The 26,693-nt window shown below is 57.4% G+C and carries 22 protein-coding genes; 7 read left to right on the forward strand and 15 right to left on the reverse strand.

Annotation, left to right across the window (positions count from 1 at the left end; all coding sequences use genetic code 11):
- The 4 genes from PUP35_RS03275 (at position 1) to folA (ending at position 3,320) form a co-directional block, all read left to right on the forward strand.
- Positions 1-234 (forward strand): YgdI/YgdR family lipoprotein, encoded by a 234-nt coding sequence (locus tag PUP35_RS03275; protein ID WP_274242001.1) that lies wholly within the window; start codon positions 1-3, stop codon positions 232-234.
- Positions 235-337: 103 nt separating this feature from the next.
- A complete protein-coding gene (gene kefF / locus PUP35_RS03280) occupies positions 338-868 on the forward strand; it encodes a glutathione-regulated potassium-efflux system oxidoreductase KefF (RefSeq protein ID WP_274242003.1) in 531 nt (176 codons plus the stop codon).
- The gene (kefC, locus tag PUP35_RS03285) at positions 861-2,726 is read left to right on the forward strand and encodes a glutathione-regulated potassium-efflux system protein KefC (RefSeq protein ID WP_115876461.1); all 1,866 of its coding nucleotides are present in this window, start codon (positions 861-863) and stop codon (positions 2,724-2,726) included. Before kefF ends, kefC begins: the two co-directional genes overlap by 8 nt.
- A 114-nt stretch (positions 2,727-2,840) precedes the next feature.
- A complete protein-coding gene (gene folA / locus PUP35_RS03290) occupies positions 2,841-3,320 on the forward strand; it encodes a type 3 dihydrofolate reductase (RefSeq protein ID WP_008502023.1) in 480 nt (159 codons plus the stop codon).
- Between the two features lie 39 nt (positions 3,321-3,359).
- Here folA and apaH read toward each other — a convergent pair whose 3' ends face one another.
- Genes apaH through lptD form a run of 6 tightly spaced genes read right to left on the reverse strand, consistent with a single transcriptional unit; the run spans position 3,360 to position 10,083 of the window.
- Complete coding sequence (gene apaH / locus PUP35_RS03295; protein WP_115876460.1) at positions 3,360-4,208, reverse strand: bis(5'-nucleosyl)-tetraphosphatase (symmetrical) ApaH; 849 nt, start codon at positions 4,206-4,208, stop codon at positions 3,360-3,362.
- A gap of 4 nt (positions 4,209-4,212) precedes the next feature.
- Positions 4,213-4,590, reverse strand: coding sequence for a Co2+/Mg2+ efflux protein ApaG (apaG, locus tag PUP35_RS03300; RefSeq protein WP_008502021.1), 378 nt, complete (start codon positions 4,588-4,590; stop codon positions 4,213-4,215).
- 3 nt (positions 4,591-4,593) lie between these two features.
- On the reverse strand, positions 4,594-5,415 hold the full coding sequence (gene rsmA / locus PUP35_RS03305; protein ID WP_023310362.1) for a 16S rRNA (adenine(1518)-N(6)/adenine(1519)-N(6))-dimethyltransferase RsmA: 822 nt from the start codon (positions 5,413-5,415) through the stop codon (positions 4,594-4,596).
- On the reverse strand, positions 5,412-6,398 hold the full coding sequence (gene pdxA, locus PUP35_RS03310; RefSeq protein WP_032660737.1) for a 4-hydroxythreonine-4-phosphate dehydrogenase PdxA: 987 nt from the start codon (positions 6,396-6,398) through the stop codon (positions 5,412-5,414). Before pdxA ends, rsmA begins: the two co-directional genes overlap by 4 nt.
- Positions 6,398-7,684: a peptidylprolyl isomerase SurA gene (gene surA / locus PUP35_RS03315; RefSeq protein WP_115876459.1), complete on the reverse strand. Its 1,287-nt coding sequence runs from the start codon at positions 7,682-7,684 to the stop codon at positions 6,398-6,400. The genes pdxA and surA overlap by 1 nt, the downstream gene beginning before the upstream one ends.
- 53 nt (positions 7,685-7,737) lie before the next feature.
- The gene (gene lptD / locus PUP35_RS03320) at positions 7,738-10,083 is read right to left on the reverse strand and encodes an LPS assembly protein LptD (RefSeq protein ID WP_271368860.1); all 2,346 of its coding nucleotides are present in this window, start codon (positions 10,081-10,083) and stop codon (positions 7,738-7,740) included.
- A gap of 239 nt (positions 10,084-10,322) precedes the next feature.
- On the opposite strand from lptD, the gene djlA reads away from it, so the two are divergent.
- On the forward strand, positions 10,323-11,138 hold the full coding sequence (gene djlA, locus PUP35_RS03325; RefSeq protein ID WP_008502016.1) for a co-chaperone DjlA: 816 nt from the start codon (positions 10,323-10,325) through the stop codon (positions 11,136-11,138).
- 28 nt (positions 11,139-11,166) lie between these two features.
- Here the strand turns inward: djlA and rluA are convergent, their stop codons facing one another.
- From rluA to araB, 6 genes are all read right to left on the reverse strand, one after another.
- A complete protein-coding gene (rluA, locus tag PUP35_RS03330; RefSeq protein ID WP_008502014.1) occupies positions 11,167-11,826 on the reverse strand; it encodes a bifunctional tRNA pseudouridine(32) synthase/23S rRNA pseudouridine(746) synthase RluA in 660 nt (219 codons plus the stop codon).
- A gap of 12 nt (positions 11,827-11,838) precedes the next feature.
- On the reverse strand, positions 11,839-14,745 hold the full coding sequence (rapA, locus tag PUP35_RS03335) for an RNA polymerase-associated protein RapA (protein ID WP_133293761.1): 2,907 nt from the start codon (positions 14,743-14,745) through the stop codon (positions 11,839-11,841).
- Between the two features lie 128 nt (positions 14,746-14,873).
- Complete coding sequence (polB, locus tag PUP35_RS03340; RefSeq protein ID WP_274242010.1) at positions 14,874-17,231, reverse strand: DNA polymerase II; 2,358 nt, start codon at positions 17,229-17,231, stop codon at positions 14,874-14,876.
- A 74-nt stretch (positions 17,232-17,305) separates the two neighbouring features.
- Positions 17,306-18,001 carry an L-ribulose-5-phosphate 4-epimerase gene (gene araD, locus PUP35_RS03345; RefSeq protein WP_133293763.1) on the reverse strand — a complete coding sequence of 232 codons (696 nt, stop codon included), beginning with the start codon at positions 17,999-18,001 and terminating at the stop codon, positions 17,306-17,308.
- Positions 18,002-18,090: 89 nt separating this feature from the next.
- Positions 18,091-19,593 (reverse strand): L-arabinose isomerase, encoded by a 1,503-nt coding sequence (gene araA / locus PUP35_RS03350; protein WP_032649842.1) that lies wholly within the window; start codon positions 19,591-19,593, stop codon positions 18,091-18,093.
- A gap of 10 nt (positions 19,594-19,603) precedes the next feature.
- On the reverse strand, positions 19,604-21,313 hold the full coding sequence (gene araB / locus PUP35_RS03355) for a ribulokinase (protein WP_274242011.1): 1,710 nt from the start codon (positions 21,311-21,313) through the stop codon (positions 19,604-19,606).
- Positions 21,314-21,650: 337 nt separating this feature from the next.
- Here araB and araC point away from each other — a divergent pair, with 337 nt between their 5' ends.
- Together araC and PUP35_RS03365 are read left to right on the forward strand one after the other, a co-directional pair.
- Entirely contained in the window at positions 21,651-22,496 is an 846-nt protein-coding gene (gene araC / locus PUP35_RS03360) for an arabinose operon transcriptional regulator AraC (RefSeq protein ID WP_023310373.1), read from the forward strand.
- A gap of 128 nt (positions 22,497-22,624) precedes the next feature.
- Complete coding sequence (locus tag PUP35_RS03365) at positions 22,625-23,392, forward strand: DedA family protein (RefSeq protein ID WP_111964056.1); 768 nt, start codon at positions 22,625-22,627, stop codon at positions 23,390-23,392.
- 44 nt (positions 23,393-23,436) lie between these two features.
- On the opposite strand, the gene thiQ is transcribed toward PUP35_RS03365, so the two are convergent.
- Genes thiQ through thiB form a run of 3 tightly spaced genes read right to left on the reverse strand, consistent with a single transcriptional unit; the run spans position 23,437 to position 26,691 of the window.
- Positions 23,437-24,138: a thiamine ABC transporter ATP-binding protein ThiQ gene (gene thiQ / locus PUP35_RS03370; RefSeq protein ID WP_111964055.1), complete on the reverse strand. Its 702-nt coding sequence runs from the start codon at positions 24,136-24,138 to the stop codon at positions 23,437-23,439.
- Entirely contained in the window at positions 24,122-25,732 is a 1,611-nt protein-coding gene (thiP, locus tag PUP35_RS03375) for a thiamine/thiamine pyrophosphate ABC transporter permease ThiP (protein WP_274242012.1), read from the reverse strand. The genes thiQ and thiP overlap by 17 nt, the downstream gene beginning before the upstream one ends.
- A complete protein-coding gene (gene thiB / locus PUP35_RS03380) occupies positions 25,708-26,691 on the reverse strand; it encodes a thiamine ABC transporter substrate binding subunit (RefSeq protein ID WP_274242013.1) in 984 nt (327 codons plus the stop codon). The genes thiP and thiB overlap by 25 nt, the downstream gene beginning before the upstream one ends.
- Positions 26,692-26,693: the final 2 nt, after the last annotated feature.

Genomic DNA, 26,693 nt, shown 5'->3' on the forward strand with positions numbered 1-26,693 from the left:
ATGCAAAATAAATTACTGATCGCTTCCGTTCTGGCTGCTACGGCAATGTTTACCGTTGCGGGCTGTTCGTCTAATCAGGCCGTAAAAACCACCGATGGCAAAACCATCGTCACCGACGGCAAACCGCAGGTGGATGACGATACCGGTCTGGTGTCGTACAAAAACGCCGAAACCGGCCAAACCGAGCAGATCAACCGCGGCCAGGTGAAATCCATGGGCGAGCTGGATAACTAATTCAGAATTCTGACGTAAGCCCGTCAATAATATTCACTATTAGCCTGTTGAATTACTGACTACACTCTTTTGTTAAAAGAAAGCAGTAACAACAGGCTAATCAATGATTCTGATAATTTATGCCCATCCTTATCCGCAGCACTCGCATGCGAATAAGCGGATGCTTGAGCAGGTAAGGACGCTTAATAACGTAGAGATACGTTCCCTCTATCAACTTTATCCCGATTTTAATATCGATATCGCCGCCGAGCAGGAGGCGCTTTCTCGTGCCGATCTGATTATCTGGCAGCACCCCATGCAGTGGTACAGCACGCCCCCGCTGCTGAAACTGTGGATTGATAAAGTCTTCTCCCACGGCTGGGCGTATGGACACAACGGCCATGCGCTAAAAGGGAAAAGCCTGATGTGGGCGGTCACCACCGGCGGTGGGGAAAGCCATTTTGATATCGGTTCCTTCCCGGGTTTTGACGTCCTGGCGCAGCCGCTGCAGGCGACAGCGCTCTATTGCGGTTTGAACTGGCTCCCGCCTTTTGCGATGCACTGCACGTTTGTTTGCGACGATGAAACGCTGCAGGCGCAGGCTCGCCATTATAAACAACGCTTACTTGAGTGGCAGGAGACGCACCATGGATAGCCATACGCTGATACAGGCGCTGATTTACCTCGGCGCGGCGGCGCTGATTGTGCCCGTGGCGGTACGCCTGGGGCTGGGCTCTGTTCTCGGCTATCTGATTGCGGGCTGCGTCATTGGGCCGTGGGGCTTTCGACTGGTCACGGATGCCGAGGCGATTCTCCATTTTGCTGAAATCGGCGTTGTGCTGATGCTGTTTGTGATTGGCCTGGAGCTCGATCCCCAGAGGTTGTGGAAGCTTCGCGCCTCGGTATTTGGCGGAGGGGCACTGCAGATGGTGGCCTGCGGCCTGCTGCTGGGTGGGTTCTGCATCCTGCTGGGCATGGACTGGAAAGTGGCAGAGCTCATCGGCATGACGCTGGCGCTCTCCTCAACGGCTATTGCCATGCAGGCGATGAACGAGCGAAATCTGACGGTATCCCAGATGGGACGTAGCGCGTTCTCGGTGCTGCTGTTCCAGGATATTGCCGCTATTCCGCTGGTGGCGATGATCCCGCTGCTGGCAGCAAGCGGTTCCTCTACCACGCTGGGCGCTTTCGCGCTGTCGGCACTGAAGGTAGCGGGCGCGCTGGCGCTGGTGGTGCTGCTTGGCCGTTACGTGACCCGCCCGCTGCTGCGGTTTGTTGCCCGTTCAGGCCTGCGCGAAGTGTTCAGTGCCGTGGCGCTGTTCCTGGTGTTTGGCTTTGGTCTGCTGCTGGAAGAAGCCGGGCTGTCGATGGCGATGGGGGCGTTCCTCGCAGGCGTCCTGCTGGCGAGCTCGGAATACCGTCACGCGCTGGAAAGCGATATCGAGCCGTTCAAAGGGTTGCTGCTGGGGCTGTTTTTCATCGGCGTCGGGATGTCCGTCGACTTCGGCACGCTGGTGACGCACCCGCTGCGGATCGTCATCCTGCTCGTCGGCTTCCTGATCATTAAAATGGTAATGCTGTGGCTGATTGCGCGTCCGCTGAAGGTTCCAAATAAGCAGCGCAGCTGGTTTGCGGTTCTACTGGGGCAGGGGAGCGAATTTGCGTTTGTGGTTTTTGGCGCTGCGCAGATGGCAAACGTGCTCGATCCCGAGTGGGCGAAAGCGCTGACGCTGGCGGTCGCGCTCTCGATGGCCGCAACGCCCGTTCTGCTGGTGGTGCTGACGCGTCTGGAAAAATCGGGTAGCGAGCAGGAGCGCGAAGCCGATGAAATTGACGAAGAACAGCCGCGCGTCATCATTGCCGGATTTGGCCGCTACGGGCAGATCGTTGGCCGTCTGCTGCTGTCCAGCGGGGTGAAGATGGTTATCCTCGATCACGACCCCGACCATGTCGATACTCTGCGTAAATTTGATATGAAGGTATTTTACGGCGATGCGACCCGCGTCGATCTATTGGAATCCGCCGGTGCGGCCAAAGCGGAGGTATTGATTAACGCGATTGACGATCCGGAGACCAGCATGCAGATGGTGGAAATGGCGAAAGAACATTTCCCGGATCTGACCATTATTTCCCGTGCCCGCGATGTGGATCATTATATCCGTCTCAGGCAAGCGGGCGTAGAAGCCCCTGAGCGTGAAACCTTCGAAGGCGCGCTGAAATCTGGCCGTATGGCGCTGGAAAATCTGGGGCTCGGCGCGTATGAAGCGCGCGAGCGGGCGGACCTGTTCCGCCGCTTTAACACCGAGATGGTCGAAGAGATGGCGGCGATGGCCGGGAGTACGGCCACCGAGCGCGCGGCGGTGTTTAAACGCACCAGCGCCATGCTGACGGAAATCATTAACGAGGACCGTAATCACCTGTCGCTGATCCAGCGTCACGGCTGGCAGGGCACGGAAGAGGGCAAGCATACCGGCGATCCGTCTGACGAACCGGAGAGTAAACCTTCCGCGTGAAGTGGAGTTGCCAGCAATATTAAAAAATTTCTTTATCTTTACTCTGCCGCCAGTCGACGAAAGATTAAGCTTTCCGTATAGTGGCGGCAATTTTTTGCATCCGGGAAATTTTCAATGATCAGTCTGATTGCAGCGCTGGCGGTGGACCGCGTTATCGGTATGGAAAATGCCATGCCGTGGAACCTGCCTGCCGATCTCGCATGGTTTAAACGTACTACGTTAAACAAGCCGGTAGTGATGGGCCGCCTGACCTGGGAGTCGATTGGTCGTCCATTGCCGGGCCGTAAGAATATCGTTATCAGCAGCCAGCCGGGCACTGACGATCGCGTCGAATGGGTAAAATCAGTCGACGAGGCGATTGCTGCATGCGGCAATGCCGAAGAGATCATGGTGATCGGCGGTGGGCGCGTGTACGAGCAGTTCCTGCCAAAAGCGCAGAAGCTGTATCTGACCCACATTGATGCAGAAGTGGAAGGGGATACTCATTTCCCGGACTACGATCCGGACGAGTGGGAATCGGTATTCAGTGAATTCCACGACGCGGATGCACAGAACTCCCACAGCTACTGCTTCGAGATTCTGGAACGTCGTTAAGTGATTTTCCCTCTCCCGGCCGGGAGAGGGAATAGCGTATCAGGAGGCGACTGCCTCGCCTTCTCCTAAGTCCAGCTGTCGGTTGGACGGCTGCACAAAGTAAGCTTTATCTTCCCAGCGTAAACAGGTTAACTCTCCGCCCCAGCAGCATCCGGTATCCAGACCGTAAATCCCTTCCGGCGTTCCTTTTCCTTCCAGTGCCGCCCAGTGACCAAATACCACGCTGTACTCGCTTGTCACCGGCCCCGGAATGGCAAACCACGGTTTCAGCGGAGCGGGCGCACTTTCCGGCGTCTCTTTGGAATACATGTCCAGCTGTCCGTTCGGGAAGCAGAAGCGCATGCGGGTAAAGGCGTTGGTGATAAAGCGCAGACGGGCCAGACCGCTGAGATCCTCGCTCCAGTGGTTCGGCATATCGCCGTACATGGCATCGAGGAAGAAAGGATACGAGTCGCTTGCCAGCACCGCCTCAACGTCGCGCGCGCAGGTTTTCGCCGTCTCAAGATCCCATTGCGGGGTGATCCCGGCATGCGCCATGACCAGCTTTTTCTCCTCGTCGACCTGCAGCAGCGGCTGACGGCGAAGCCAGTTAATCAGATCGTCCGCGTCCGGCGCATCCAGCAGCGGAGTGAGGCGATCTTTAGGTTTGTTGCGGCTGATCCCGGCGAACACCGCCAGCAGATGCAGATCGTGATTGCCCAGCACCATGCGGACGCTGTCGCCCAGCGATTTGACGAAACGTAATACTTCAAGGGAGCCGGGGCCACGCGCGACTAAATCGCCCGTCAGCCAGAGCGTGTCCTGTCCTGGCGTAAAGTCGACCTGTTTTAATAATGCGATCAGTTCATCGTAGCAACCGTGAACGTCGCCAATCAGATATGTAGACATTAGATTAATGAATAAGTGTGGTTACGGCGAGACGGAACACGGGAATGGCAACGCGGAAATCATTGCCATCGACATCGACCATTTCATAATGGCCCTGCATCGTACCCATCGGCGTTTCAATCACCGCGCCGCTGGTGTACTGGTACTCTTCGCCAGGGGCGATGTGGGGCTGTTCACCGACCACACCTTCACCCTGAACTTCGATTTCGCGGCCATTGCCGTTGGTGATAAGCCAGTAGCGTCCGCGCAGCTGCACGGGCGTCCGCCCCAGATTGCGAATGGTCACGGTGTAAGCAAAGACAAAACGTTCTTCGTCCGGTGATGACTGTGATTCAACATAGACGCTTTGTACATGGACACATACGCGGGGCGAATCAATCATGGCTTAACTCTCCTTCGGCGGCGCATTATCGCTGATGTAATTAGCCAGCTTGCAGTATTGCTCTACGGAAATGTTCTCCGCACGCATTGCCGGGTCGATTCCCAGTTCGGCTAACACCTCAACGGTAAAGGAATTGCTGAGGCTGTTACGGATCGTTTTACGACGCTGGTTAAAGGCTTCAGTGGTAATGCGGCTCAGTACACGCAGATCTTTAACCGGATACGGTTTCGTTTTGTGCGGTACAAGGCGCACAACCGCTGAATCCACTTTCGGTGGTGGTGTGAACGCTGACGGCGGTACTTCGAGTACCGGGATCACGTTGCAGTAATATTGTGCCATCACGCTTAAACGACCATACGCTTTACTGTTCGGGCCTGCAACCAGACGGTTAACAACCTCTTTTTGCAACATGAAGTGCATGTCGGCAATGGCATCAGTATAGCTAAAGAGGTGGAACATGAGCGGCGTGGAGATGTTGTACGGCAGGTTGCCGAAGACGCGCAGCGGCTGGCCCATTTTTTCCGACAGTTCGCCAAAGTTCATGGTCATGGCGTCCTGCTGATAGATGGTCAGCTTCGGCCCGAGGAACGGGTGCGTTTGCAGGCGAGCGGCCAGATCGCGGTCCAGTTCGATGACGGTCAGCTCGTCAAGGCGTTCGCCTACCGGCTCGGTCAGCGCGGCAAGACCCGGGCCGATTTCGACCATCGCCTGACCTTTTTGCGGATTAATAGCCGAGACAATGCTTTCGATCACGAACTGATCGTTAAGGAAGTTTTGCCCGAAACGTTTACGGGCTAAGTGGCCCTGATGGACTCGATTAGTCATTGAGTATTAACAATCATTTTGATGGCGAGATTAAGCGCCGTAATAAAACTGCCGACATCCGCTTTCCCCTGGCCTGCCAGATCCAGCGCAGTACCGTGGTCAACGGACGTTCGAATAAAGGGTAAACCGAGGGTGATATTCACCCCGCGGCCAAAGCCCTGGTATTTTAGCACGGGCAGGCCCTGATCGTGGTACATCGCGAGCACGGCGTCGGCATTATCCAGGTATTTCGGCTGGAAAAGAGTATCTGCAGGGAGCGGCCCGCTGAGGTTCATCCCCTTCGCCCGCATTTCGTTGAGCACCGGAATAATGGTGTCGATCTCTTCGGTGCCCATGTGCCCGCCTTCGCCGGCGTGCGGATTCAGGCCACAGACCAGCACATGCGGCTGCGGTATCCCAAACTTTGTCTGCAGATCGTGGTGCAAAATCCCGATGATCTCGCGCAGGAGTTCAGGGGTGATCGCATCAGGAATGGCTTTGATCGGCAGATGGGTGGTCACCAGCGCAACGCGCATTTCCTCCGTCGCCAGCATCATCACCACTTTCGGGCTACGTGAGCGCTCTTCGAAGAACTCCGTATGCCCGGTAAACGGTATACCCGCTTCGTTGATGACGCCTTTATGGACGGGACCGGTAATCAGGGCGGCAAATTCGCCCTTCAGGCAACCGTCGCAGGCGCGCGCCAGGGTTTCCACGACATAGTGGCCGTTTTCCGTGCTGAGTTGTCCCGGAATAACCGGTGTACGAAGCGGAACAGAAAGAAGGGTGAGTGTACCGGCTTGCTGCGGTGCAGGCTGTTGGCCTTCAACGTAAGGGATAAGCGTTAAAGGCAGACCGAGCAGCGTTGCCCGGTCTTGTAACAGTGTTGCATCGGCGCAGACAACAAGTTCTACAGGCCAGCTGCGCTGGGCGAGCTGGACAACGAGGTCAGGCCCAATCCCGGCGGGTTCGCCGGGCGTGATCACAACACGATGCTGTTTCATTAGTTGCTCAGAATTTTCACGTATGCGCTGGCGCGTTGTTCCTGCATCCAGGTGGCTGCTTCTTCAGAGAACTTGCGGTTAAACAGCATACGGTAGGCTCTGTCTTTCTGTGCCGCATCCGTTTTATCAACGTTACGGGTGTCCATCAGCTCGATCAGATGCCAGCCAAACGAAGAGTGGACAGGCGCACTGATCTGGCCTTTGTTCAGCTTCATCAACGCATCGCGGAAGGCAGGATCGTAAATATCCGCAGCCGCCCAGCCCAGATCGCCGCCCTGGTTAGCAGAGCCTGGATCCTGAGAGAACTCTTTTGCTGCCTTCTCAAAAGAGGTTTTACCGCTCTTAATGTCTGCTGCAATCTGTTCCAGTTTCGCACGCGCCTGATCGTCAGTCATGATCGGTGACGGTTTCAGAAGAATGTGGCGAGCGTGAACTTCGGTGACGGAGATATTTTGGCTCTGGCCACGCAGATCGTTCACCTTCAGAATGTGGAAGCCCACGCCTGAACGGATTGGACCCACGATATCCCCTTTCTTCGCCGTGCTCAGCGCCTGAGCAAAGATGGATGGCAGCTCCTGAATACGTCCCCAGCCCATCTGGCCGCCTTTCAGCGCCTGTTGGTCAGCGGAGTAGGTGATAGCCAGCTTGCCAAAGTCTCCGCCGTTACGCGCCTGTTCGACAATAGAACGCGCCTGGCTTTCAGCTTCCGCAGCCTGATCGGATGTTGGGTTCTCTGGCAGTGGGATCAGGATGTGGCTCAGGTTCAGCTCTGTGCTCGCATCGTTCTGGTTACCCACCTGTTTTGCCAGCGCGTCCACTTCCTGAGGCAGGATAGTCACGCGGCGACGCACTTCGTTGTTACGCACTTCCGAAATCAGCATCTCTTTACGGATCTGATTACGGTAGGTGGCGTAGCTGATGCCGTCATAGGCCAGACGGCTGCGCATCTGGTCTAAAGACATATTGTTCTGCTTCGCGATGTTAGCGATCGCCTGATCGAGCTGCTCGTCAGTGATCTTCACACCCATTTTCTGCCCCATCTGCAGAACGATCTGATCCATGATCAGACGCTCCAGGATCTGGTGGCGCAGCGTGGCGTCATCAGGAAGCTGTTGACCGGCTTCACCCGAATTGAGCTTCACCGATTTCATCAGACCGTCAACGTCACTTTCAAGCACGACGCCGTTGTTAACCACAGCAGCGACTTTATCAACAACCTGGGGGGCGGCGAAGCTGGTATTCGCAACCATAGCGACACCGAGCAGCAGCGTTTTCCAGTTCTTCATACTTTTTCCATTTCAATTAACCGCAAAGCGGATTACGTTGCAAATCAAGCACATTACAAGGCGCTACTGTAAGGCAGAATATTCGAGCGCAGCATTTTCTGCGTACCCAGGCCGTAGTTGGAACTCAGGCCGCGTAACTCGAAGTTAAAGCCAATCACGTTATCGTATTTGCTCTGATTGTTTTCCCAGCCGTTAAGCTTACGTTCGTAGCCGAGACGCAGCGCGTAACAGCAGGAGTTATACTGCAGGCCCACCATCTGGTCAGCAGCTTTATTGGCGTTAGTGTCGAAGTAGTACGCGCCTACGATTGACCAGCGGTCGGCGATTGGCCAACTCGCTGCGCCACCCACCTGCGAAATACCGTCTTTATACTGCTCGGCAGTACCATAGTTCGGTAGCGTCGCCTGAATATATTCCGGGCTGGCATAACGATAGGTCAACTGCACCATACGATCTTCATCCCGGCGATACTCAATCGCCGCCGTACTGTTGGCGATATTGTCGAGACGGGTGTCATATTGGACGCCGCCGCGCAGACCCCAACGATCGGTCATACGCCAGTAGGTGTCACCAGCCCAAATCAGCGAACCTGTCTTGTTATCTTTCTCCCACTTAATATTGTCATCGCCCGTGCGAGACTCGGTGAAATAGTAGATTTGACCAACAGAAACGTTAAAACGTTCAACGGCAGCGTCATCATAAACGCGCGATGTGACCCCGGTCGTTAACTGGTTCGCTGAGGCGATGCGGTCAAGGCCGCCGTAGGTACGATCGCGGAACAGGCCGCTATAGTCAGATTGCAGTAAAGAGGAGTCGTAGTTATTGATGTTGCTCTGGTCGCGATAAGGCACGTACAGGTACTGCATACGTGGCTCCAGCGTCTGGGTATAGCCATCCGCCAGAAGTGCCATATTGCGTTCGAAGATCAGCTTACCGTCCATTTTGAACTGCGGAAGCGTACGGTTTACGGATTCCTCAAGATGGGCGTTGTTGCTGGTATTGTAATCATCAATATTTTTTTGCTGATAATGGGTCGCCATCAGCTTGGCTTCCGTATTCAGGCTTGCCCAGTCATTCGACCATGGCAAGTTGATAACGGGCTCCAGGTGAACACGGGTGGCTTCCGGCATATTGGAATTGGTGTTCACAAAATGCACGGCCTGGCCATAAATACGAGTGTCGAACGGACCCACGTCATTTTGGTACCAGTTAACGTCCAACTGAGGCTCGGCGCCATAGGTACTTGCCGTCTGGCTGGAGAATACCTGGAACTGTTTGTTGGTTACCGTCGCATCGAAGTTCTGAACCGCGTAGCCAACGCTGAAAATCTGTGTGGCATAGCCATCGGTACTCGAACCGTATTTGGATGAGAAATCATTGAAGTAGTTCGGGTCACTGACTTTGGTGTAGTTGACGTTGAAACGCCAGACCTTGTCCATCACCCCGGAATGCTGCCAGAAATACATCCAGCGGTGCTTATCGCCTTCGGTTGGATGCTCGTCCTGGAAAACTTTATCCGACGGCAGATAATCCAGCTCCATCAGACCCGCACCAGCCTGGGTCAGATAGCGGAACTCATTCTCCCACATGATGTTGCCGCGCTTGTGGATATAGTGCGGCGTGATCGTCGCATCCATGTTTGGCGCGATGTTCCAGTAATACGGCAGGTAGAACTCAAAGTAGTTCGTGGTGCTGTATTTGGCATTCGGGATCAGGAAACCGGAGCGACGTTTGTCACCCACGGGAAGCTGCAGATAAGGGCTATAGAATATGGGCACCGGACCCAGCTTGAAGCGGGCGTTCCAGATCTCTGCGACCTGTTCTTCGCGGTCATGGATAACCTCGCTCCCGACCACGCTCCAGGTATTTGAACCCGGCAGACATGACGTGAACGTACCGTTTTCCAGGATCGTATAGCGGTTTTCACCGCGCTGTTTCATCAGGTCTGCGTCACCGCGCCCCTGGCGACCCACCATCTGGTAATCACCTTTCCAGACGTTGGTATCTTTCGTATTCAGGTTTGACCAGGCTTTCGGACCTTTCAGGATGACCTGATTGTCGTCATAGTGCACATTACCCAGCGCATCCACCGTTCGTACCGGCTCGGCCGCACCTTCCGGTTGTTTCTGGTGCAGCTGCACTTCATCTGCCTGCAGGCGGCTATTGCCCTGGTTAATATCGACATTGCCCGTAAACGTGGCATTGTCAGGGTAAGTCCCTTTTGAACTGTCGGCAGTAATGGTTACCGGCAAGCTATTTGTATCGCCACTCACCAGTGGGCGATTATAGCTTGGGACGCCAAGCATACACTGCGAGGCGAGATCGGCCGCCAGACCCTGTTGACTGTACAGGGCTGAGCCAATCATTGTGGCCAGGAGGGTGGGGATACGTTTTTTCATACGTTGTATTTTATTGTTCCGTCATCAGTGGCTACGGCTTATAAACGCTCAGAGACTATCTTACTCATCTGCGCAGTACCAGCGTTAATCCTGCCCGTTTGCGTGCCAGAGTGTTAGGCTCGCTATCGAATGACGAGTATGATAAAGCAAATTATAGGCGATGTCCTTCAATTGACCGTGACTTGAACACAGTGATGATGACGTTGCGTCGGCAAGGAATATGACTATCCGGGGAGTATATGCAGTATTGGGGTAAAATAATCGGCGTTGCGTTCGCCATCATCATGGGTGCCGGGTTCTGGGGAATTGTGCTGGGGCTTATTATTGGCCATATGTTTGATAAGGCGCGCAGCCGCAAAATGGCCTGGTTTGCCAATCAGCGCGAGCGTCAGTCACTCTTTTTCTCCACCACCTTTGAGGTCATGGGGCACTTAACCAAATCCAAAGGGCGTGTCACAGAAGCCGATATTCAGATTGCCAGCGTTTTTATGGATCGCATGAACCTGCACGGCGACTCCCGTCTGGAAGCGCAAAATGCGTTTCGCATCGGGAAATCCGATAACTATCCGCTTCGCGAAAAAATGCGTCAGTTCCGCAGCATCTGTTTTGGACGTTTTGATTTAATTCGGATGTTTCTGGAAATTCAAATCCAGGCGGCCTTCGCGGACGGTTCACTACACCCTAATGAACGTGACGTGCTGTACGTCATTGCGGAAGAGCTGGGCATCTCCCGTATGCAGTTCGACCAGTTCCTGCGCATGATGCAGGGCGGGGCACAGTTTGGCGGTGGCTATCACCAGCAGTCGTCCGGCGGTGCCTGGCAGCAGGCGCAGCGTGGTCCAACGCTGGAAGATGCCTGCAATGTGCTTGGCGTTAAGCCCTCTGACGATCAGACCACGATCAAACGTGCCTATCGTAAGCTTATGAGCGAGCACCATCCGGACAAGCTGGTCGCGAAAGGCTTACCGCCAGAAATGATGGAGATGGCAAAGCAAAAAGCGCAGGAAATTCAGAAAGCGTACGAACTGATTAAAGAGAAGAAAGGTTTCAAATAGAAAAAGCCCGACGATGTCGGGCTTTTTCTTAGAAGTCCACCGGGGCTTTAAACGTCATCGCGTTACCGAAGGCCGGATGGGTGATGGTGAGCGTCTGCGCGTGCAGCTGCAGACGTGGCGCTAAGGCCAGCGCTTCAGGCGGCGCGTAAAACCTGTCGCCCAGAATCGGATGACCCAGCGCAAGCATATGCACGCGCAGCTGATGCGAGCGTCCGGTAATCGGCTTTAGCAGGACGCGCGCGGTATTATCCGGCGCGTACTCAAGCACTTCATACTCGGTCTGCGCGGCCTTGCCGGTTTCATAACACACCTTCTGCTTTGGCCGGTTCGGCCAGTCGCAGATCAGCGGTAAATCCACCAGCCCTTCGGCCTGCGCCGGGTGACCCCAGACGCGGGCGACATACTGCTTCTTCGGCTCGCGCTCGCGGAACTGGCGCTTCAGCTCGCGTTCCGCCGCTTTGTTCAGCGCCACCACAATCACGCCGCTGGTCGCCATGTCCAGGCGATGGACAGACTCCGCCTGAGGATAATCGCGCTGAATGCGCGTCATCACGCTGTCTTTGTGCTCGTCCAGACGACCCGGCACGGACAACAGCCCGCTGGGCTTGTTGACCACCATAATGTGTTCATCCTGATACAGAATGACCAGCCAGGGATCCTGCGGCGGATTGTACGGCTCCATCACCATCTTGCGCTCCGGTTACTGATGCGTCACAACGATAAGACGCAGGGCATCCAGGCGCCAGCTAGCCTGATTGAGGCTTTCCAGCACCTGCTGACGGTTGCTTTCAATCGCTGCCAGTTCGTCGTCACGGATGTTAGGGTTCACGGCCTTCAACGCTTCCAGACGCGACAGCTCAGCAGACAGTTTCTCGTCGGCTTCCGCGCGCGCGGCATCAATCAGCGCTCTGGCCGCTTTCTCAATCTGGGTTTCGCCCTGTTGCAGAATAGCGTGCACGTCCTGCTGGACCGCGTTAACCAGCTTGCTGCCGGTATGGCGGTTCACCGCGCTCAGCTGTCGGTTGAAGCTCTCGAATTCAACCTGTCCCGCCAGGTTCGTACCGTTTTTGTCCAGCAGCAGGCGGACAGGCGTTGGCGGCAGGAAGCGGTTGAGCTGAAGCTGTTTCGGCGCCTGCGCTTCCACAACGTAGATCAGCTCCAGCAGCAGGGTACCCACCGGAAGCGCCTTGTTCTTCAACAGGGAGATGGTGCTGCTGCCGGTATCGCCGGAGAGGATCAGGTCCAGACCGTTGCGGATCAGCGGGTGCTCCCAGGTGATAAACTGGGCGTCTTCGCGGGACAGCGCCACATCGCGCTCGAAGGTGATGGTACAGCCATCTTCCGGCAGGCCCGGGAAATCCGGAACCAGCATGTGATCCGACGGGGTCAGGACAATCAGGTTCTCGCCGCGGTCGTCCTGGTTAATGCCGACGATGTCGAACAGGTTCATGGAGAAGCTGATCAGACTGGTGTCATCATCTTGTTCTTCAATACTTTCGGCAAGCGCCTGCGCTTTTTCACCGCCGTTGGAGTGGATCTCAAGCAGGCGGTCGCGGCCCTGTTCCAGCTGCGCTTTTAGCGCGTCGTGCTTCTCACGACAGGACTTAATCAGATCGTCAAAGCCGTCGGTGTTTTCCGGCGCGGCCAGGTAGCCGATCAGATCGCCATGCACCTGATCGTAAATGGTGCGGCCGGTCGGGCAGGTATGTTCAAACGCGTCCAGACCTTCGTGGAACCAGCGCACCAGCACGGACTGGGCCGTTTTTTCCAGATACGGCACGTGGATCTGAATATCATGGGCCTGACCGATACGGTCCAGACGGCCGATACGCTGCTCCAGCAGATCGGGGTTAAACGGCAGATCGAACATCACCAGGTTGCTGGCGAACTGGAAGTTACGGCCTTCAGAACCGATTTCAGAGCAAAGCATAACCTGAGCGCCGCTGTCCTCTTCGGCAAACCACGCCGCGGCGCGGTCGCGTTCAACGATGGACATGCCTTCGTGGAACACGGCGGCGCGAATGCCTTCGCGCTCGCGCAGGACCTGCTCCAGCTGCAGCGCGGTGGCCGCCTTGGCGCAGATCACCAGCACCTTCTGGGAACGGTGCGCGGTCAGGTAGCCCATCAGCCACTCTACGCGCGGATCGAAGTTCCACCAGGTGCCGGTATCGCCTTCAAATTCCTGGTAGATTTGTTCCGGGTAGAGCATGTCGCGAGCGCGCTCTTCCTGCGTTTTGCGCGCGCCCATAATGCCGGAAACTTTAATGGCCGTCTGATATTGCGTCGGCAGCGGCAGCTTGATGGTGTGCAGCTCGCGTTTCGGGAAGCCTTTGACGCCGTTACGGGTGTTACGGAACAGGACGCGGCTGGTGCCGTGGCGATCCATCAGCATGTCGATCAGTTCTTTGCGCGCGGATTCCGCGTTCTCGCTGTCGCTGTTAGCGGCCTGCAAAAGCGGCTCGATATCCTGCTCGCCAATCAGATCGCTCAGGGTGTTGAGTTCGTCATCAGAAAGACGCTTGCCCGCCAGCAGCAGCGCGACGGCATCCGCCACCGGACGGTAATTATTCTGTTCTTCCACAAATTGCCCGAAGTCGTGGAAACGGTTTGGATCGAGCAGGCGCAGACGGGCGAAGTGGCTTTCCAGACCCAGCTGTTCCGGCGTTGCGGTCAGCAGCAGGACGCCAGGCACGCGCTCGGCAAGCTGCTCGATAGCCATATATTCGCGGCTCGGAGCGTCTTCGCTCCAGACCAGGTGGTGCGCTTCGTCGACCACCATCAGATCCCACTCGGCATCGCACAGGTGCTCAAGACGCTGCTTGCTGCGGCGCACGAAGTCCAGGGAACAGATCACCAGCTGTTCGGTTTCAAACGGGTTGTCCGCATCATGCTGCGCCTCGGCATAGCGTTCGTCGTCGAACAGGGAGAAACGCAGGTTAAAGCGGCGCAGCATTTCAACCAGCCACTGGTGCTGCAGGGTTTCTGGCACCACAATCAGCACGCGTTCGGCAGCGCCGGAAAGCAGCTGTTGATGCAGTATCATGCCCGCTTCAATGGTTTTACCCAGCCCCACCTCATCTGCCAGCAGCACGCGCGGCGCGTGACGACGGCCCACGTCATGGGCGATGTTCAGCTGGTGGGGGATCAGGCTGGTGCGCTGGCCGCGCAGACCGCTCCACGGCATGCGGTACTGTTCACTCTGGAACTTACGCGCGCGATAGCGCAGGGAGAAGCGATCCATACGGTCGATTTGCCCGGCAAACAGGCGGTCCTGCGGCTTGCTGAACACCAGCTTGCTGTCGAGCAACACTTCACGCAGGATGACATTTGACTCGTCGGTGTCCAGGCGAGTCCCGATGTAGGCGAGCAGTCCATTCTCTTCTTTTACGTCTTCAATCTTGAGCTGCCAGCCGTCATGGCTGGTCACGGTGTCACCCGGATTAAACATCACGCGGGTTACAGGGGAGTCATTGCGAGCGTACAGACGGTTTTCACCGGTGGCAGGGAAGAGGAGGGTAACCATACGCGTATCGATTGCTACGACGGTTCCTAATCCAAGTTCGCTTTCTGTATCGCTGATCCAGCGTTGACCAAGTGTAAAAGGCATAGTTGTTCGGCTCTAATCTTTAATTGCAGGCAATAGTTCGACTACCGTCAGAAAAAACGGTCATCGAAAAATGGGTCCGGGAATGGAAAGGGCGCTATGGTACTGGATGGCAGCCATTTCGTCACGCGTCAAAATAGGCCAAGTTGCCCTGTAACCAGTGTAGCAAAATCATCGTCGATGAAGGGCAAAATTCCGTCGGCAACCGGCTGAAGCTGACGCGTCAGATAGTGTTCATAATCCAGAGGCGAGTGCTGATAATCCACCGGTTCCGGGCCGTTAATCGTCCAGACGTATTTGATGGTCCCCCGGTTCTGATACTGCGGCGCGCGGCCGCGGCGGACGTTTTCTTCATCTGCCAGGCGCGCGGCGCGGACGTGCGGAGGAACGTTACGCTGGTACTCCGCCAGCGGACGGCGCAGACGCTTGCGATACACCAGCTGCGCGTCAAGTTCGCCCGCCATCAGGCTGGCTATCGTCTCGCGCACGTAGTCCTGATACGGCTCATTGCGGAACACCCGCAGATAAAGCGTCTGCTGGAACTGCTGCGCCAGCGGCGTCCAGTCGGTACGTACCGTCTCCAGCCCTTTGAAGACCATCCGCTGCGCGTCGCCTTCCTGAATCAGCCCGGCGTAGCGCTTCTTGCTGCCCTGATCGGTACCGCGAATGGTGGGCATTAAAAAGCGGGCAAAATGGGTTTCAAATTCCAGCTCCAGCGCGCTGGTTAAGCGCGCTTTCTGCAGATGTTCCTGCCACCAGTTGTTCACGAAGGCAACCAGCGCTTTGCCGATTTGCGCGGCGTCTTCTTCTGAATGAGTGCCCTTAAGCCATACAAAGGTGGAGTCCGTGTCGCCGTAGATGACGTCATAGCCCCGGGACTCAATCAGCGCTTTAGTCTGGCGCATGATCTCGTGTCCGCGCATGGTGATCGACGACGCCAGCCGCGGGTCAAAGAAGCGGCAGGCGCTGGTGCCCAGCACGCCGTAAAAGGCGTTCATGATGATTTTCAGCGCCTGCGATAGCGGCTTGTTGCCGTGGCGCTTGGCCTCATCGCGGCCGTGCCAGATGTTTCCCACGATTTCAGGCAGGCAGTGTTTTTCCCGCGAAAAACGTGCGCCGAGGAAGCCTTCGGTGCTGTGCTCATCATCCGGCTGGGCCAGGCCTTCCACCAGCCCGACGGGGTCGATCAGGAAGGTGCGAATTATCGACGGGTAGAGGCTTTTGTAGTCCAGCACCAGAACGGAGTCATACAATCCTGGCCGGGAGTCCATGACATATCCGCCGGGGCTGGCCTGCGGCGGCACGTCCCCAAGGTTGGGGGCGACGTATCCTGCCCGGTGCATCCGCGGAAAATAGAGGTGGCTGAAAGCCGCCACGGAGCCGCCGTGTCTGTCAGCTGCCAGGCCGTTCACCGTCGCGCGCTCCAGCAGGAACGGCATAATCTCGGTTTTATGGAATATCTGCGTGACCAGCTCGCAGTCTTTCAGGTTATAGGTGGCGAGCGCCGGTTTGTCTTCGTTAAAGCGCCGGTCGATCTCGTCCATTCTGTCCCAGGGGTTGTCGATGGATTTACCTTCACCAAGCAGCTCCTGCGCCACCGCTTCGAGGGAGAATGAAGAGAAGTTCCAGAAGGCGGATTTCAGCGCCTCAATGCCGTCGATAATCAGGCGACCGTTCGCCTGTGCGAAGAAGACGCCGTTCTTAAAACCGTGCTCGCGCCATTCCAGCTCGCTGTTGCCGCGCCCGAGCATCAGCGGAATGCGGTAACGCTCGGCGTGCTTTTGCAGCACGCGCAGATCGAACTGCACCACGTTCCAGCCGATCAGGACGTCGGGATCGTAGTCGGCAAACCACTGGTTAAGCTTCTCCAGCAGCTGCGGGCGGCTGTTGACGTACTCAAGCCGGAAATCCAGCGCGGAGGCATTACCATTCGGCGGCCCGAGCATATAGACAACCCGATCGCCACAGCCTTCCAGACCGATGCAGTACAGTTCGCCGTGGCGGGTGGTTTCGATATCCAGTGATACCCATTTCAGCGGCGGGCGGTAGTGCGGGTTCGGCTTCAGCCGCGCGTTAACGAGGCTGCCGTTATGCGCGGTGCCGTCCACCCAGACGGGCGCGGTAATAAACCGCTCCATCAGAAAGCGTTCCGGTGGGCGGATATCCGCTTCGTAGAGCGTCACGTCTGCTTCGCGCAGCAGTTTTTCATAGCGCATCAGCTGACGATGGGCGCGACAGTAGAGGCCGTAAACCGGCTGACGGTGGAAATCTTTTAGCTCAAGCGGAGTGATACGCCAGCCGTTTTCGCCGCGCAGCAGCTCTTTCACTTTTTCGACGTGCGCTTCCGGAATAAACGCCACGGATTCCTGCGGGGGGAGCGTCACGTGCAGCGGACCGTTGTCCGTCGCCAGCCAGAACGCGACCTCGGTGCCCTGAGGGGTATCCCGCCAGTGTCGGGTCAGTAAAAAGCCTTCTTGCGCCTGCGCCACGCCGTTATCCCAGAAAACAAAACCAGGCCTGATTATAGCCTGGTTAAGATTTTAATGCTGGGTTTATATACAGTTTACTGCCCGTAGTAGGCCTTCGCGCCGTGTTTGCGCAGGTAATGCTTATCCAGCAGGGTTTGCTGCATATCCGGCAGCTGCGGCGCCAGCTGGCGACAGAAGATCCCCATATAGGCGATCTCTTCGAGTACGATGGCGTTATGCACCGCGTCTTCTGCGTTTTTCCCCCAGGCAAACGGGCCGTGGGAGTGCACCAGCACGCCGGGCATTTGCGCCGCGTCGATTCCCCGTTTTTCGAAGGTTTCAACGATCACGTTGCCGGTTTCCCACTCATACTCGCCGTTGATTTCTGCATCGGTCATCAGACGCGTGCAGGGAATAGTGCCGTAAAAGTAATCCGCGTGGGTGGTGCCGGTCGCCGGGATGGACTGGCCCGCCTGCGCCCAGATGGTGGCGTGGCGCGAATGGGTATGCACGATACCGCCGATGGTCGGGAATGAGCGGTACAGCAGGCGGTGGGTTGGCGTATCGGAGGAGGGTTTTTTGTTTCCTTCCACCACTTCACCCGTTTCGATGCTGACAACGACCATATCGTCTGCAGTCATTACCGAGTAATCGACGCCGGAAGGCTTGATCACGAACACGCCTTTTTCGCGGTCAACGGCGCTGACGTTGCCCCAGGTCAGGGTCACCAGATTATGTTTCGGCAGCGCCAGGTTGGCTTCGAGCACCTGGCGTTTGAGCTCTTCTAACATTGTTGTCTCCAGTGCCGGATGGCGCTTCGCTTATCCGGCCTACAGGATCGTAGGCCCGGTAAACGCGGCGCCACCGGGCATTCCGTGCTTTAGCGTTTTGAACCGTAATAGACTTCATTCCAGCGCAGAGCGTCCTTGAAGGCGGGCAGGCGGGTATCGTTATCAATGACGGTCAGTTCGATATCGTGCAGCTCGGCAAACTGACGCATGTCGTTCAGATCCAGCGCGTGGCTGAAGACGGTGTGGTGCGCGCCACCTGCGAGGATCCAGGCTTCTGAAGCGGTCGGCAGATCCGGCTGTGCTTTCCACAGGGCGTTGGCGACCGGCAGTTTCGGTAGAGAATGTGGGGTTTCAACCGCATCGACGCAGTTCACCAGCAGGCGGAAACGATCGCCCAGATCGATCAGGCTGGCGTTGATGGCCGGGCCCGTGCGGGTGTTGAAGATCAGACGCGCCGGATCGGCTTTACCGCCAATACCGAGGTACTGCACGTCCAGGATCGGTTTTTCCTCTACCGCGATGGAAGGGCAGACTTCCAGCATGTGCGAGCCGAGCACCAGGTCGTTGCCGTTTTCGAAGTGGTAGGTGTAGTCCTCCATAAAGGAGGTGCCGCCCTGCAGACCGGTCGACATCACCTTCATGATGCGAAGCAGAGCGGCAGTTTTCCAGTCGCCCTCGCCCGCAAAGCCGTAGCCCTGCTGCATCAGGCGTTGTACTGCCAGACCCGGCAGTTGTTTCAGACCGTGGAGATCTTCAAAGGTGGTGGTAAAGGCGTGGAAACCGCCCTGTTCCAGGAAGCGCTTCATGCCCAGCTCGATGCGCGCCGCGTCCAGCACGTTCTGGCGCTTGTCGCCGTTGATTTGTGCCGCAGGCGTCAGGCGGTAGCTGCTTTCGTATTCGTCCACCAGCGCGCTCACGTCGCCATCGCTGATTTCATTCACCACCTGCACCAGGTCGCCCACGGCCCAGGTATTCACGGAGAAGCCGAACTTGATCTGCGCGGCCACTTTGTCGCCGTCGGTGACCGCCACTTCACGCATGTTGTCGCCGAAACGCACCACTTTCAGGTGGCGGGTATCCTGCTTAGAGACCGCCTGGCGCATCCAGGAGCCGATACGTTGTTGCGCTTTGCCATCCTGCCAGTGGCCGGTGACCACCGCATGCTGCTGACGCATACGCGCGCCGATGAAGCCGAACTCGCGGCCGCCGTGCGCGGTCTGGTTCAGGTTCATAAAGTCCATGTCGATGCTGTCCCACGGCAGGGAGGCGTTGAACTGGGTGTGGAACTGCAGCAGCGGTTTGTTGAGGATAGACAGGCCGTTGATCCACATTTTTGCGGGGGAGAAGGTGTGCAGCCACACCACCAGACCGGCGCATTTATCGTCGTAGTTGGCGTCGCGGCAGATGTGAGTGATTTCGTCCGGCGTTGTGCCCAGGGGTTTCAGCACCAGTTTGCACGGCAGCTTGGCTTCCGCATTCAGCGCGTTAACGACGTGTTCCGCGTGTTTTGTCACCTGCTGCAGCGCTTCCGGTCCGTACAGATGCTGGCTGCCAATCACAAACCACACTTCATAGTTATTAAAAATGGTCATCATCGTGTCCTTAATGGGTCAGGGTTGCCGTAGTGTCCGCGGCGCTTTTGGCCGGGGCGGCGACAGGGAGATAGTGAAGTTCGGCGCTTTTTGCCCATTGCTGGTAGCGCTGATAAAGCTGTTCAAAGCGTTGTGCCTGCTGGGCACGCGGCTGGAGCGTATTTTCGACGGCGCTCGCCATATGCTGCTGCGCGGTCGGGATATCCGCATGGACCCCTGCGGCCACGGCGGCGAAAATCGCCGCGCCCAGCGCGCAGCACTGATCGGAGGCCACAATCTGCAGCGGACGGTTCAGCACGTCGCAGCAGGCCTGCATGATCACCGGGTTTTTACGGGCAATACCGCCCAGCGCCATCACGTTATTCACGTCGATGCCCTGCCCGGTGAAGCACTCCATAATCGCGCGGGCGCCGAAGGCCGTTGCGGCAATCAGGCCGCCGAACAGCGCAGGCGCGTCGGTTGCCAGGTTGAGATCCGCGATCACTCCTTTCAGACGCTGGTTGGCGAACGGCGTACGACGGCCGTTAAACCAGTCCAGCACCACCGGGAGGTGATCGAGAGACGGATTTTTTGCCCAGGCTTCGGTGAGCTGCGGCAGGAGCTGCTTTTTGCTCTCGGCTATCTGTGTTTTCAGTTCAGGATGCGCCGCCGCCAGCTGGTCTAGCGGCCAGCCCAGCACGCGGCCAAACCAGGCGTAGATATCACCAAACGCGGACTGACCGGCTTCCAGGCCGATGAAGTCCGGCACCACGCTGCCGTCAACCTGCCCGCAGATGCCTTTTACCGCGCGGTCGCCGACGGTGGCTTTATCCGCCGTCAGGATGTCGCAGGTGGAAGTCCCGATGACTTTGACCAGCGTGTTTGGCTGTGCGCCCGCGCCCACGGCGCCCATATGGCAGTCAAAGGCGCCGCCGGAGATCGCCACGTTTCGCGGCAGGCCGAGGCGCGTCGCCCACTCTTCGCAGAGGGTGCCGACGGGAACATCGGCGGTGAAGGTGTCGGTAAACAGCGGGTATGTCAGGCTCTTGTTGATAATCGGGTCGAGTTCATCGAAGAAGGCTGCCGGAGGCAGGCCGCCCCAGCTTTCATGCCACAGGGATTTATGCCCGGCGCTGCAGCGACCGCGGCGGATATCCTGCGGGCGGGTGGTGCCGGAGAGCAGGGCAGGCACCCAGTCGCACAGCTCAACCCATGACGCGGCAGCTTGCGCAACGGAGTCGTCGGCACGGGTGACGTGGAGGATCTTGGCCCAGAACCATTCGCTGGAGTAAATCCCGCCGATGTAGCGCGAGTAGTCTGTTTTGCCGGGCTGATGGCATAAGCGCGTAATGGCTTCGGCCTCTTCCACGGCGGTATGGTCTTTCCACAGCACGAACATGGCGTTCGGGTTGTCGGCAAACTCCGGGCGCAGCGCCAGCACGCGTCCTTCGGCATCCACAGGGGCTGGCGTGGAGCCGGTGCTGTCGACGCCAATCCCCACAATCTCAGCTCGCTGGGCGTCAGTCAGTTCGGCCAGGACGGTTTTGATCGCCGCTTCCATCGACTCGATATAGTCACGCGGGTGGTGGCGGAACTGGTTGTTCGGCGCATCACAGTAGCGCCCCTCTTGCCAGCGCGGGTACCACTCAACGCTGGTTGCTATCTCCTGGCCGGACGTACAGTCCACTGCCAGCGCGCGAACCGAATCGCTGCCAAAATCGAGGCCAATCGCAATTGCCATGGTGTTGCTCCATCGAAAAAACAGGTATGGAAGAACATTAGAGACTGGGGGAAAAAGTCGTCAGGCAGGATCCGCTAATCTTATGGACTAAATTGCTGTTACAACGGAAAGTGTGACGCCGTGCAAATATTCAATGTGGACATTTCTGCCGCACTTATAGACACTTTTGTTACTGGTTATCTGCTTGCTCTGGCGAAGAAATCAGGGGGAAAGGCTGAAACATGGCGGACGTAAAAGCGGCGTGATGCTTTTTAGATCTTTACGCGGGCCATTTTTAAGCTGCTTTTAGTGATATGGACAATTGGTTTCCTTCAGGACCCTTGGGAGAACTGAATCTATGGCCGAAACGCAAAACGATCCCCTGCTGCCGGGATACTCGTTTAACGCGCACCTTGTGGCGGGACTGACCCCTATCGAGGCTGAGGGATATCTCGATTTTTACGTCGACCGACCGCTTGGGATGAAAGGGTATATCCTCAACCTCACCGTGCGAGGGGAAGGAATCATCAAGAACGGTGACCAGCAGTTTGTCTGCCGCCCAGGGGATATCCTGCTGTTCCCGCCGGGGGAGATCCACCACTATGGCCGTCATCCGGATGCCAAAGAGTGGTATCACCAGTGGGTTTACTTCCGTCCGCGCGCCTACTGGCAGGAGTGGCTTTCCTGGCCAGCAATTTTTGCGCACACCGGTTTTTATCGCCCGGACGAGGTTCATCTTGCGCAGTTTCGCGAGCTTTTTGCCCAGATTATCGAGGCGGGGCAGGCCGGTGGTCGCTATGCCGAACTGCTGGCGATAAACCTCCTTGAACAGCTGCTGCTGCGGCGGATGGAGGCGATTAACGAGTCGCTTAACCCGCCGCTGGATAACCGCGTGCGCGACGCCTGCCAGTACATCAGCGACCACCTGGCCGATAGCCAGTTTGATATCGCCAGCGTTGCTCAGCACGTCTGCCTGTCGCCGTCGCGGCTGTCGCATCTGTTCCGCCAGCAGCTGGGCGTCAGCGTACTGAGCTGGCGCGAGGATCAGCGCATCAGCCAGGCGAAGCTGCTGCTCAGCACCACCCGGATGCCCATCGCCACCGTGGGGCGCAACGTGGGCTTTGAGGACCAGCTCTATTTCTCCCGGGTATTTAAAAAATGCACCGGTGCCAGCCCGAGTGAATTCCGCGCGGGATGTGAATAAACGGTAAAAAAAGATAAACAAGCAGGTGAATGCGGGAAGCAACCTGTAAACTATTCAGACAATTGTTGCCTTGACGCGGTGCGGGGCGCTAAGCAGAATCGCTGATTCGTTTTCTGACCGGAATAGTTATGCAGGCATTGCTGGAACACTTTATTACCCAGTCCGTTATGTACTCGCTCATCGCCGTGGCGCTGGTGGCGTTTCTGGAATCACTGGCGCTCGTCGGGTTAATCCTGCCCGGCACCGTAATGATGGCGGGGCTTGGTGCGCTGATTGGCAGCGGCGAGGTTAATTTCTGGCAGGCGTGGCTGGCCGGGATTATCGGCTGCCTGCTTGGCGACTGGATCTCCTTCTGGCTGGGCTGGCGCTTTAAAAAGCCGCTGCACCGCTGGTCGTTCATGAAAAAGAACAAAGCCTTGCTGGATAAAACCGAGCATGCGCTGCATCAGCACAGCATGTTTACTATCCTCGTCGGGCGCTTTGTCGGGCCAACGCGTCCGCTGGTGCCGATGGTGGCCGGGATGCTGGATCTGCCCGTCGCGAAATTCGTGGTGCCGAACATTATCGGCTGCGTCTTCTGGCCGCCGTTCTACTTCCTGCCGGGGATCCTCGCAGGGGCGGCGATAGATATTCCTGACGGGATGCAAAGCGGTGAGTTTAAGTGGTTGCTGCTGGGCACGGCGCTGCTGCTGTGGCTGGCGGTCTGGCTCTGCTGGCGACTGTGGCGCAGCGCGAAAGCCAGTGTCGATCGCCTGACGCGCTACCTCCCGCGTACTCGCCTGCTCTGGCTGGCTCCGCTGACGCTGGGTGTGGCTGCGGTAGCCCTGGTCGCGCTGATTCGTCACCCGCTGATGCCGGTGTACGGTGAGATTTTGTTAAAAGTGGTCAGTCGTTAAGGACTATTGCCCTCTCCCAGTGGGAGAGGGCAAGGGTGAGGGCATCAGACCGCACGAATGCCCAACAGTGAAGACGCCCCCGCTTGACCACTGAGCAGCTCTTCCGTCTTCCCATCCCATGCAATCCGCCCTTCGGCAACGACCACCGATCTCGGCGCAATCCGTGCTGCATCCTCAATACTGTGCGAAACCATCAGCATCGTCAGCTGCTGGCGCTGGCAGACCTCCTGCACCAGGGCGAGCATCTCCTGACGCAGCGCGGGATCGAGCGCCGAGAAGGGCTCATCCAGCAGCAGAAGCGGCTGCTCGCGCACCAGACAACGCGCCAGCGCCACGCGCTGACGCTGGCCGCCGGAGAGCTCGCCCGGCAGCCTGTCGATAAATTCGGTGATCCCCATCTGTCCGGCAATCACTTCAAGTTTTTCGCGTTGGGCATCGTTCAGCCTGAGCCCCGGATGCATTCCCAGCGCGATGTTTTGCCGCACCGTCAGATGGGTGAAGAGGTTATTTTCCTGAAACAGCATCGACACAGGACGTTTAGCCGGAGGGGCGTTGGTGAAATCACGATTATCGATGGCTATCGACCCGCTGGCAGGTTGCAGAAAGCCGGCGATCAAATTGAGCAAGGTGCTTTTCCCGGCACCGCTTGGGCCAAGCACCGCAATCCGCTCGCCCTGCTGAACGGAGAGCGTGAAGCGCATCGGCAGATGCTGATAGAGCCAGGTTACATCAGTCAGTTTTAACATCACGCCCCGGGAGTTTTTCGATAACGGTAAATAAGGCAAAGCACAGCAGCAGCAGTAACAGCGCGGTAACCGCGCCATCCTGACTGCGGTAAGAGCCAATTTGCTGATAAAGCCAGTAAGGCAGCGTGCGGAAATCGTCATTGCCGAACAGCGCCACGACGCCAAAGTCTCCAATAGAGAGCACGCAGGCAAAGGCCAGCGCCTGCGCCAGCGGGCGTTTTAGCGCGCGCAGTTCGACTACCTTCAGCCGCTGCCAGCCCTGCATGCCCAGCGACTGACACAGTAAACCGTAGCGGCTGTTGACGTCGCGCATCGGGTTTTCCAGCACCTTGAGCGCGTAGGGGATGGCCATTAAGGCGTTGGTGAAAATCACAATGCCATCGGCCCTTTCCGGCAGGCCGAAGGTGCTGTTAAACAGTAAAAAGAAGCCCGTTGCCAGCACGATGCCCGGCATCGCCAGGATCAGCATGCCCGTCAGCTCCAGCATTTGTCCGGCTTTTTGCGCCTGGCGGGCGTAGAGCTCACGGCTGCTCCACAGCAGCATCATAGTCAGGAGGACGCACAGTAATCCGGCAGCCAGCGCGATACGCAGCGAGGTCCAGGTGGCCTGCCAGAGAACGGGCTGTTGCAGGACTGCCATGAGATTGAGGTTCAGTCCGTCAACAATAACGGCCATCAGCGGCGGCAGCAGTAGCAGAAGCGCCAGCGCGATCAGGATAAAATCGCTGACGCGGCTGTGGAGGCTGTCCTGCGGATCGCGCCAGCCGGTTATTTGATGACTACCTGCGGGAATGGCTTTACTCAGCCGCTGGCTCAACAGCACCAGCGCAAGACAGCACGCCATCTGCACCATCGCCAGCAGCGCGGCGCGACCGGGATCGTAGTCGTAACTCAGCGCCTGGTAAATCGCCAGCTCAATGGTGGTGGCCTGCGGCCCGCCGCCGAGTGACAGCACGGTGGCAAAGCTGGCAAAGCAGAGCATGAAGATTAACGCCGCCACGGGCGGGAGCTGGCGGCGCAGCCACGGCCATTCGACAAAGCGGAAGAACGACACGCCGCGCATGCCGAGCTGGGCGGCAATCTGACGCTGTTCGCCGGGAATATTTTCCAGCGCCTGCAAAAAGAGGCGCGTTGCCATTGGCATATTGAAAAATACGTGCGCCAGCAGAATGCCCTGCAGTCCGTAAGGCGAGAATGACCATTCCAGACCAAGCTGACTGAACAGTGAAGCCAGCCAGCCCTGGCGACCGTAAACGCTCAGAATACCAAAGACCGCCACCAGCACGGGCAGGATAAGCGTCATGGCGCACAGGCGCAGCAGGGCCTGCCTGCCGGGAAATCGCCGTCGATACAGAGCGCGTGCCAGAAAAATAGCCGGGATCACCGACAGCAGGGCAGAAAGAGACGCCTGCCAGAAGGAGAACCGGATAACGTGCCAGAGGTAGCTGTCGTGCCAGAGGGCGAGCAGGTCGCTCTCTGGCGCGTTAAACCACAATGCAAGAAAAGCCCCCAGGCTGACCGCTACCATCACGGCGGCGGCGAGCAGCCCGGGAAGTAACCAGCCGGGAATCAACGGCTGACGGCGCGTTGCCATTCACTTACCCATGCGGCACGCTGCGCGGCGACCTGCTGCGGCGTAAACTCCAGCGAGGTTTTCGGTTTGGTCAACTGCTCGAAACCTGCGGGCAGCGCAACGTTAGTAACCGGATACATCCAGTTGCCCGCTGGAATGGCGTTCTGAAACGCCGGTGAAACCATAAACTTCAGGAACTTCTCGGCCAGCTCCGGCTGTTTGCTGGCAGCGGTACGCGCGGCCACTTCCACCTGCAGATAGTGCCCTTCCGCAAAATCTGCGGCTGCATAGTTGTCTTTCTTCTCGGCGATAATGTGGTAGGCCGGGGAGGTGGTGTAGCTCAGCACCAGGTCGCTTTCGCCTTTGAGGAACAGGCCGTAGGCTTCGCTCCAGCCTTTGGTCACGGTGACGGTTTTGGCGGCCAGCTTCTGCCATGCTTCCGGTGCTTTATCCCCGTAGACTTTTTGCATCCATAGCAGCAGGCCCAGGCCCGGCGTGCTGGTACGCGGATCTTCGTAAATTACGCGCCACTTCTGATCGCTTTCGACCAGCTCTTTCAGGCTTTTTGGCGGGTTTTTCAGCTTATTTTTGTCATAAACAAAAGCAAAGTAGCCATAGTCGAACGGCACAAAGGTGTCGTTCTTCCAGCCGCCCGGCACGTTAATGGCATCTGCCGCGACGCCGCTTTTGGCAAACAGTTTGGTTTGCGAGGCGGCTTCCAGCAGGTTGTTATCCAGCCCGAGCACCACGTCGGCTTTACTGTTTTTTCCTTCCATGCGCAGGCGGTTGAGCAGCGACACGCCATCTTCAAGCGCCACGAACTTCAGCTCGCAGTTGCAGTCCGCTTCAAAGGCTTTTTTGACAACCGGGCCAGGGCCCCAGTCGGCAGAGAAGGAGTCGTAGGTGTAGACCGTCAGGACGGGTTTGGCAAAAGCAGGCAGCGCGAACAGCGCCAGCAGGGGGAGAACTTTTTTTAACACTT

Origin of the sequence: Enterobacter sp. S-33, assembly GCF_028735835.1 — a bacterium.
Classification (GTDB): Bacteria; Pseudomonadota; Gammaproteobacteria; order Enterobacterales; family Enterobacteriaceae; genus Enterobacter; species Enterobacter vonholyi.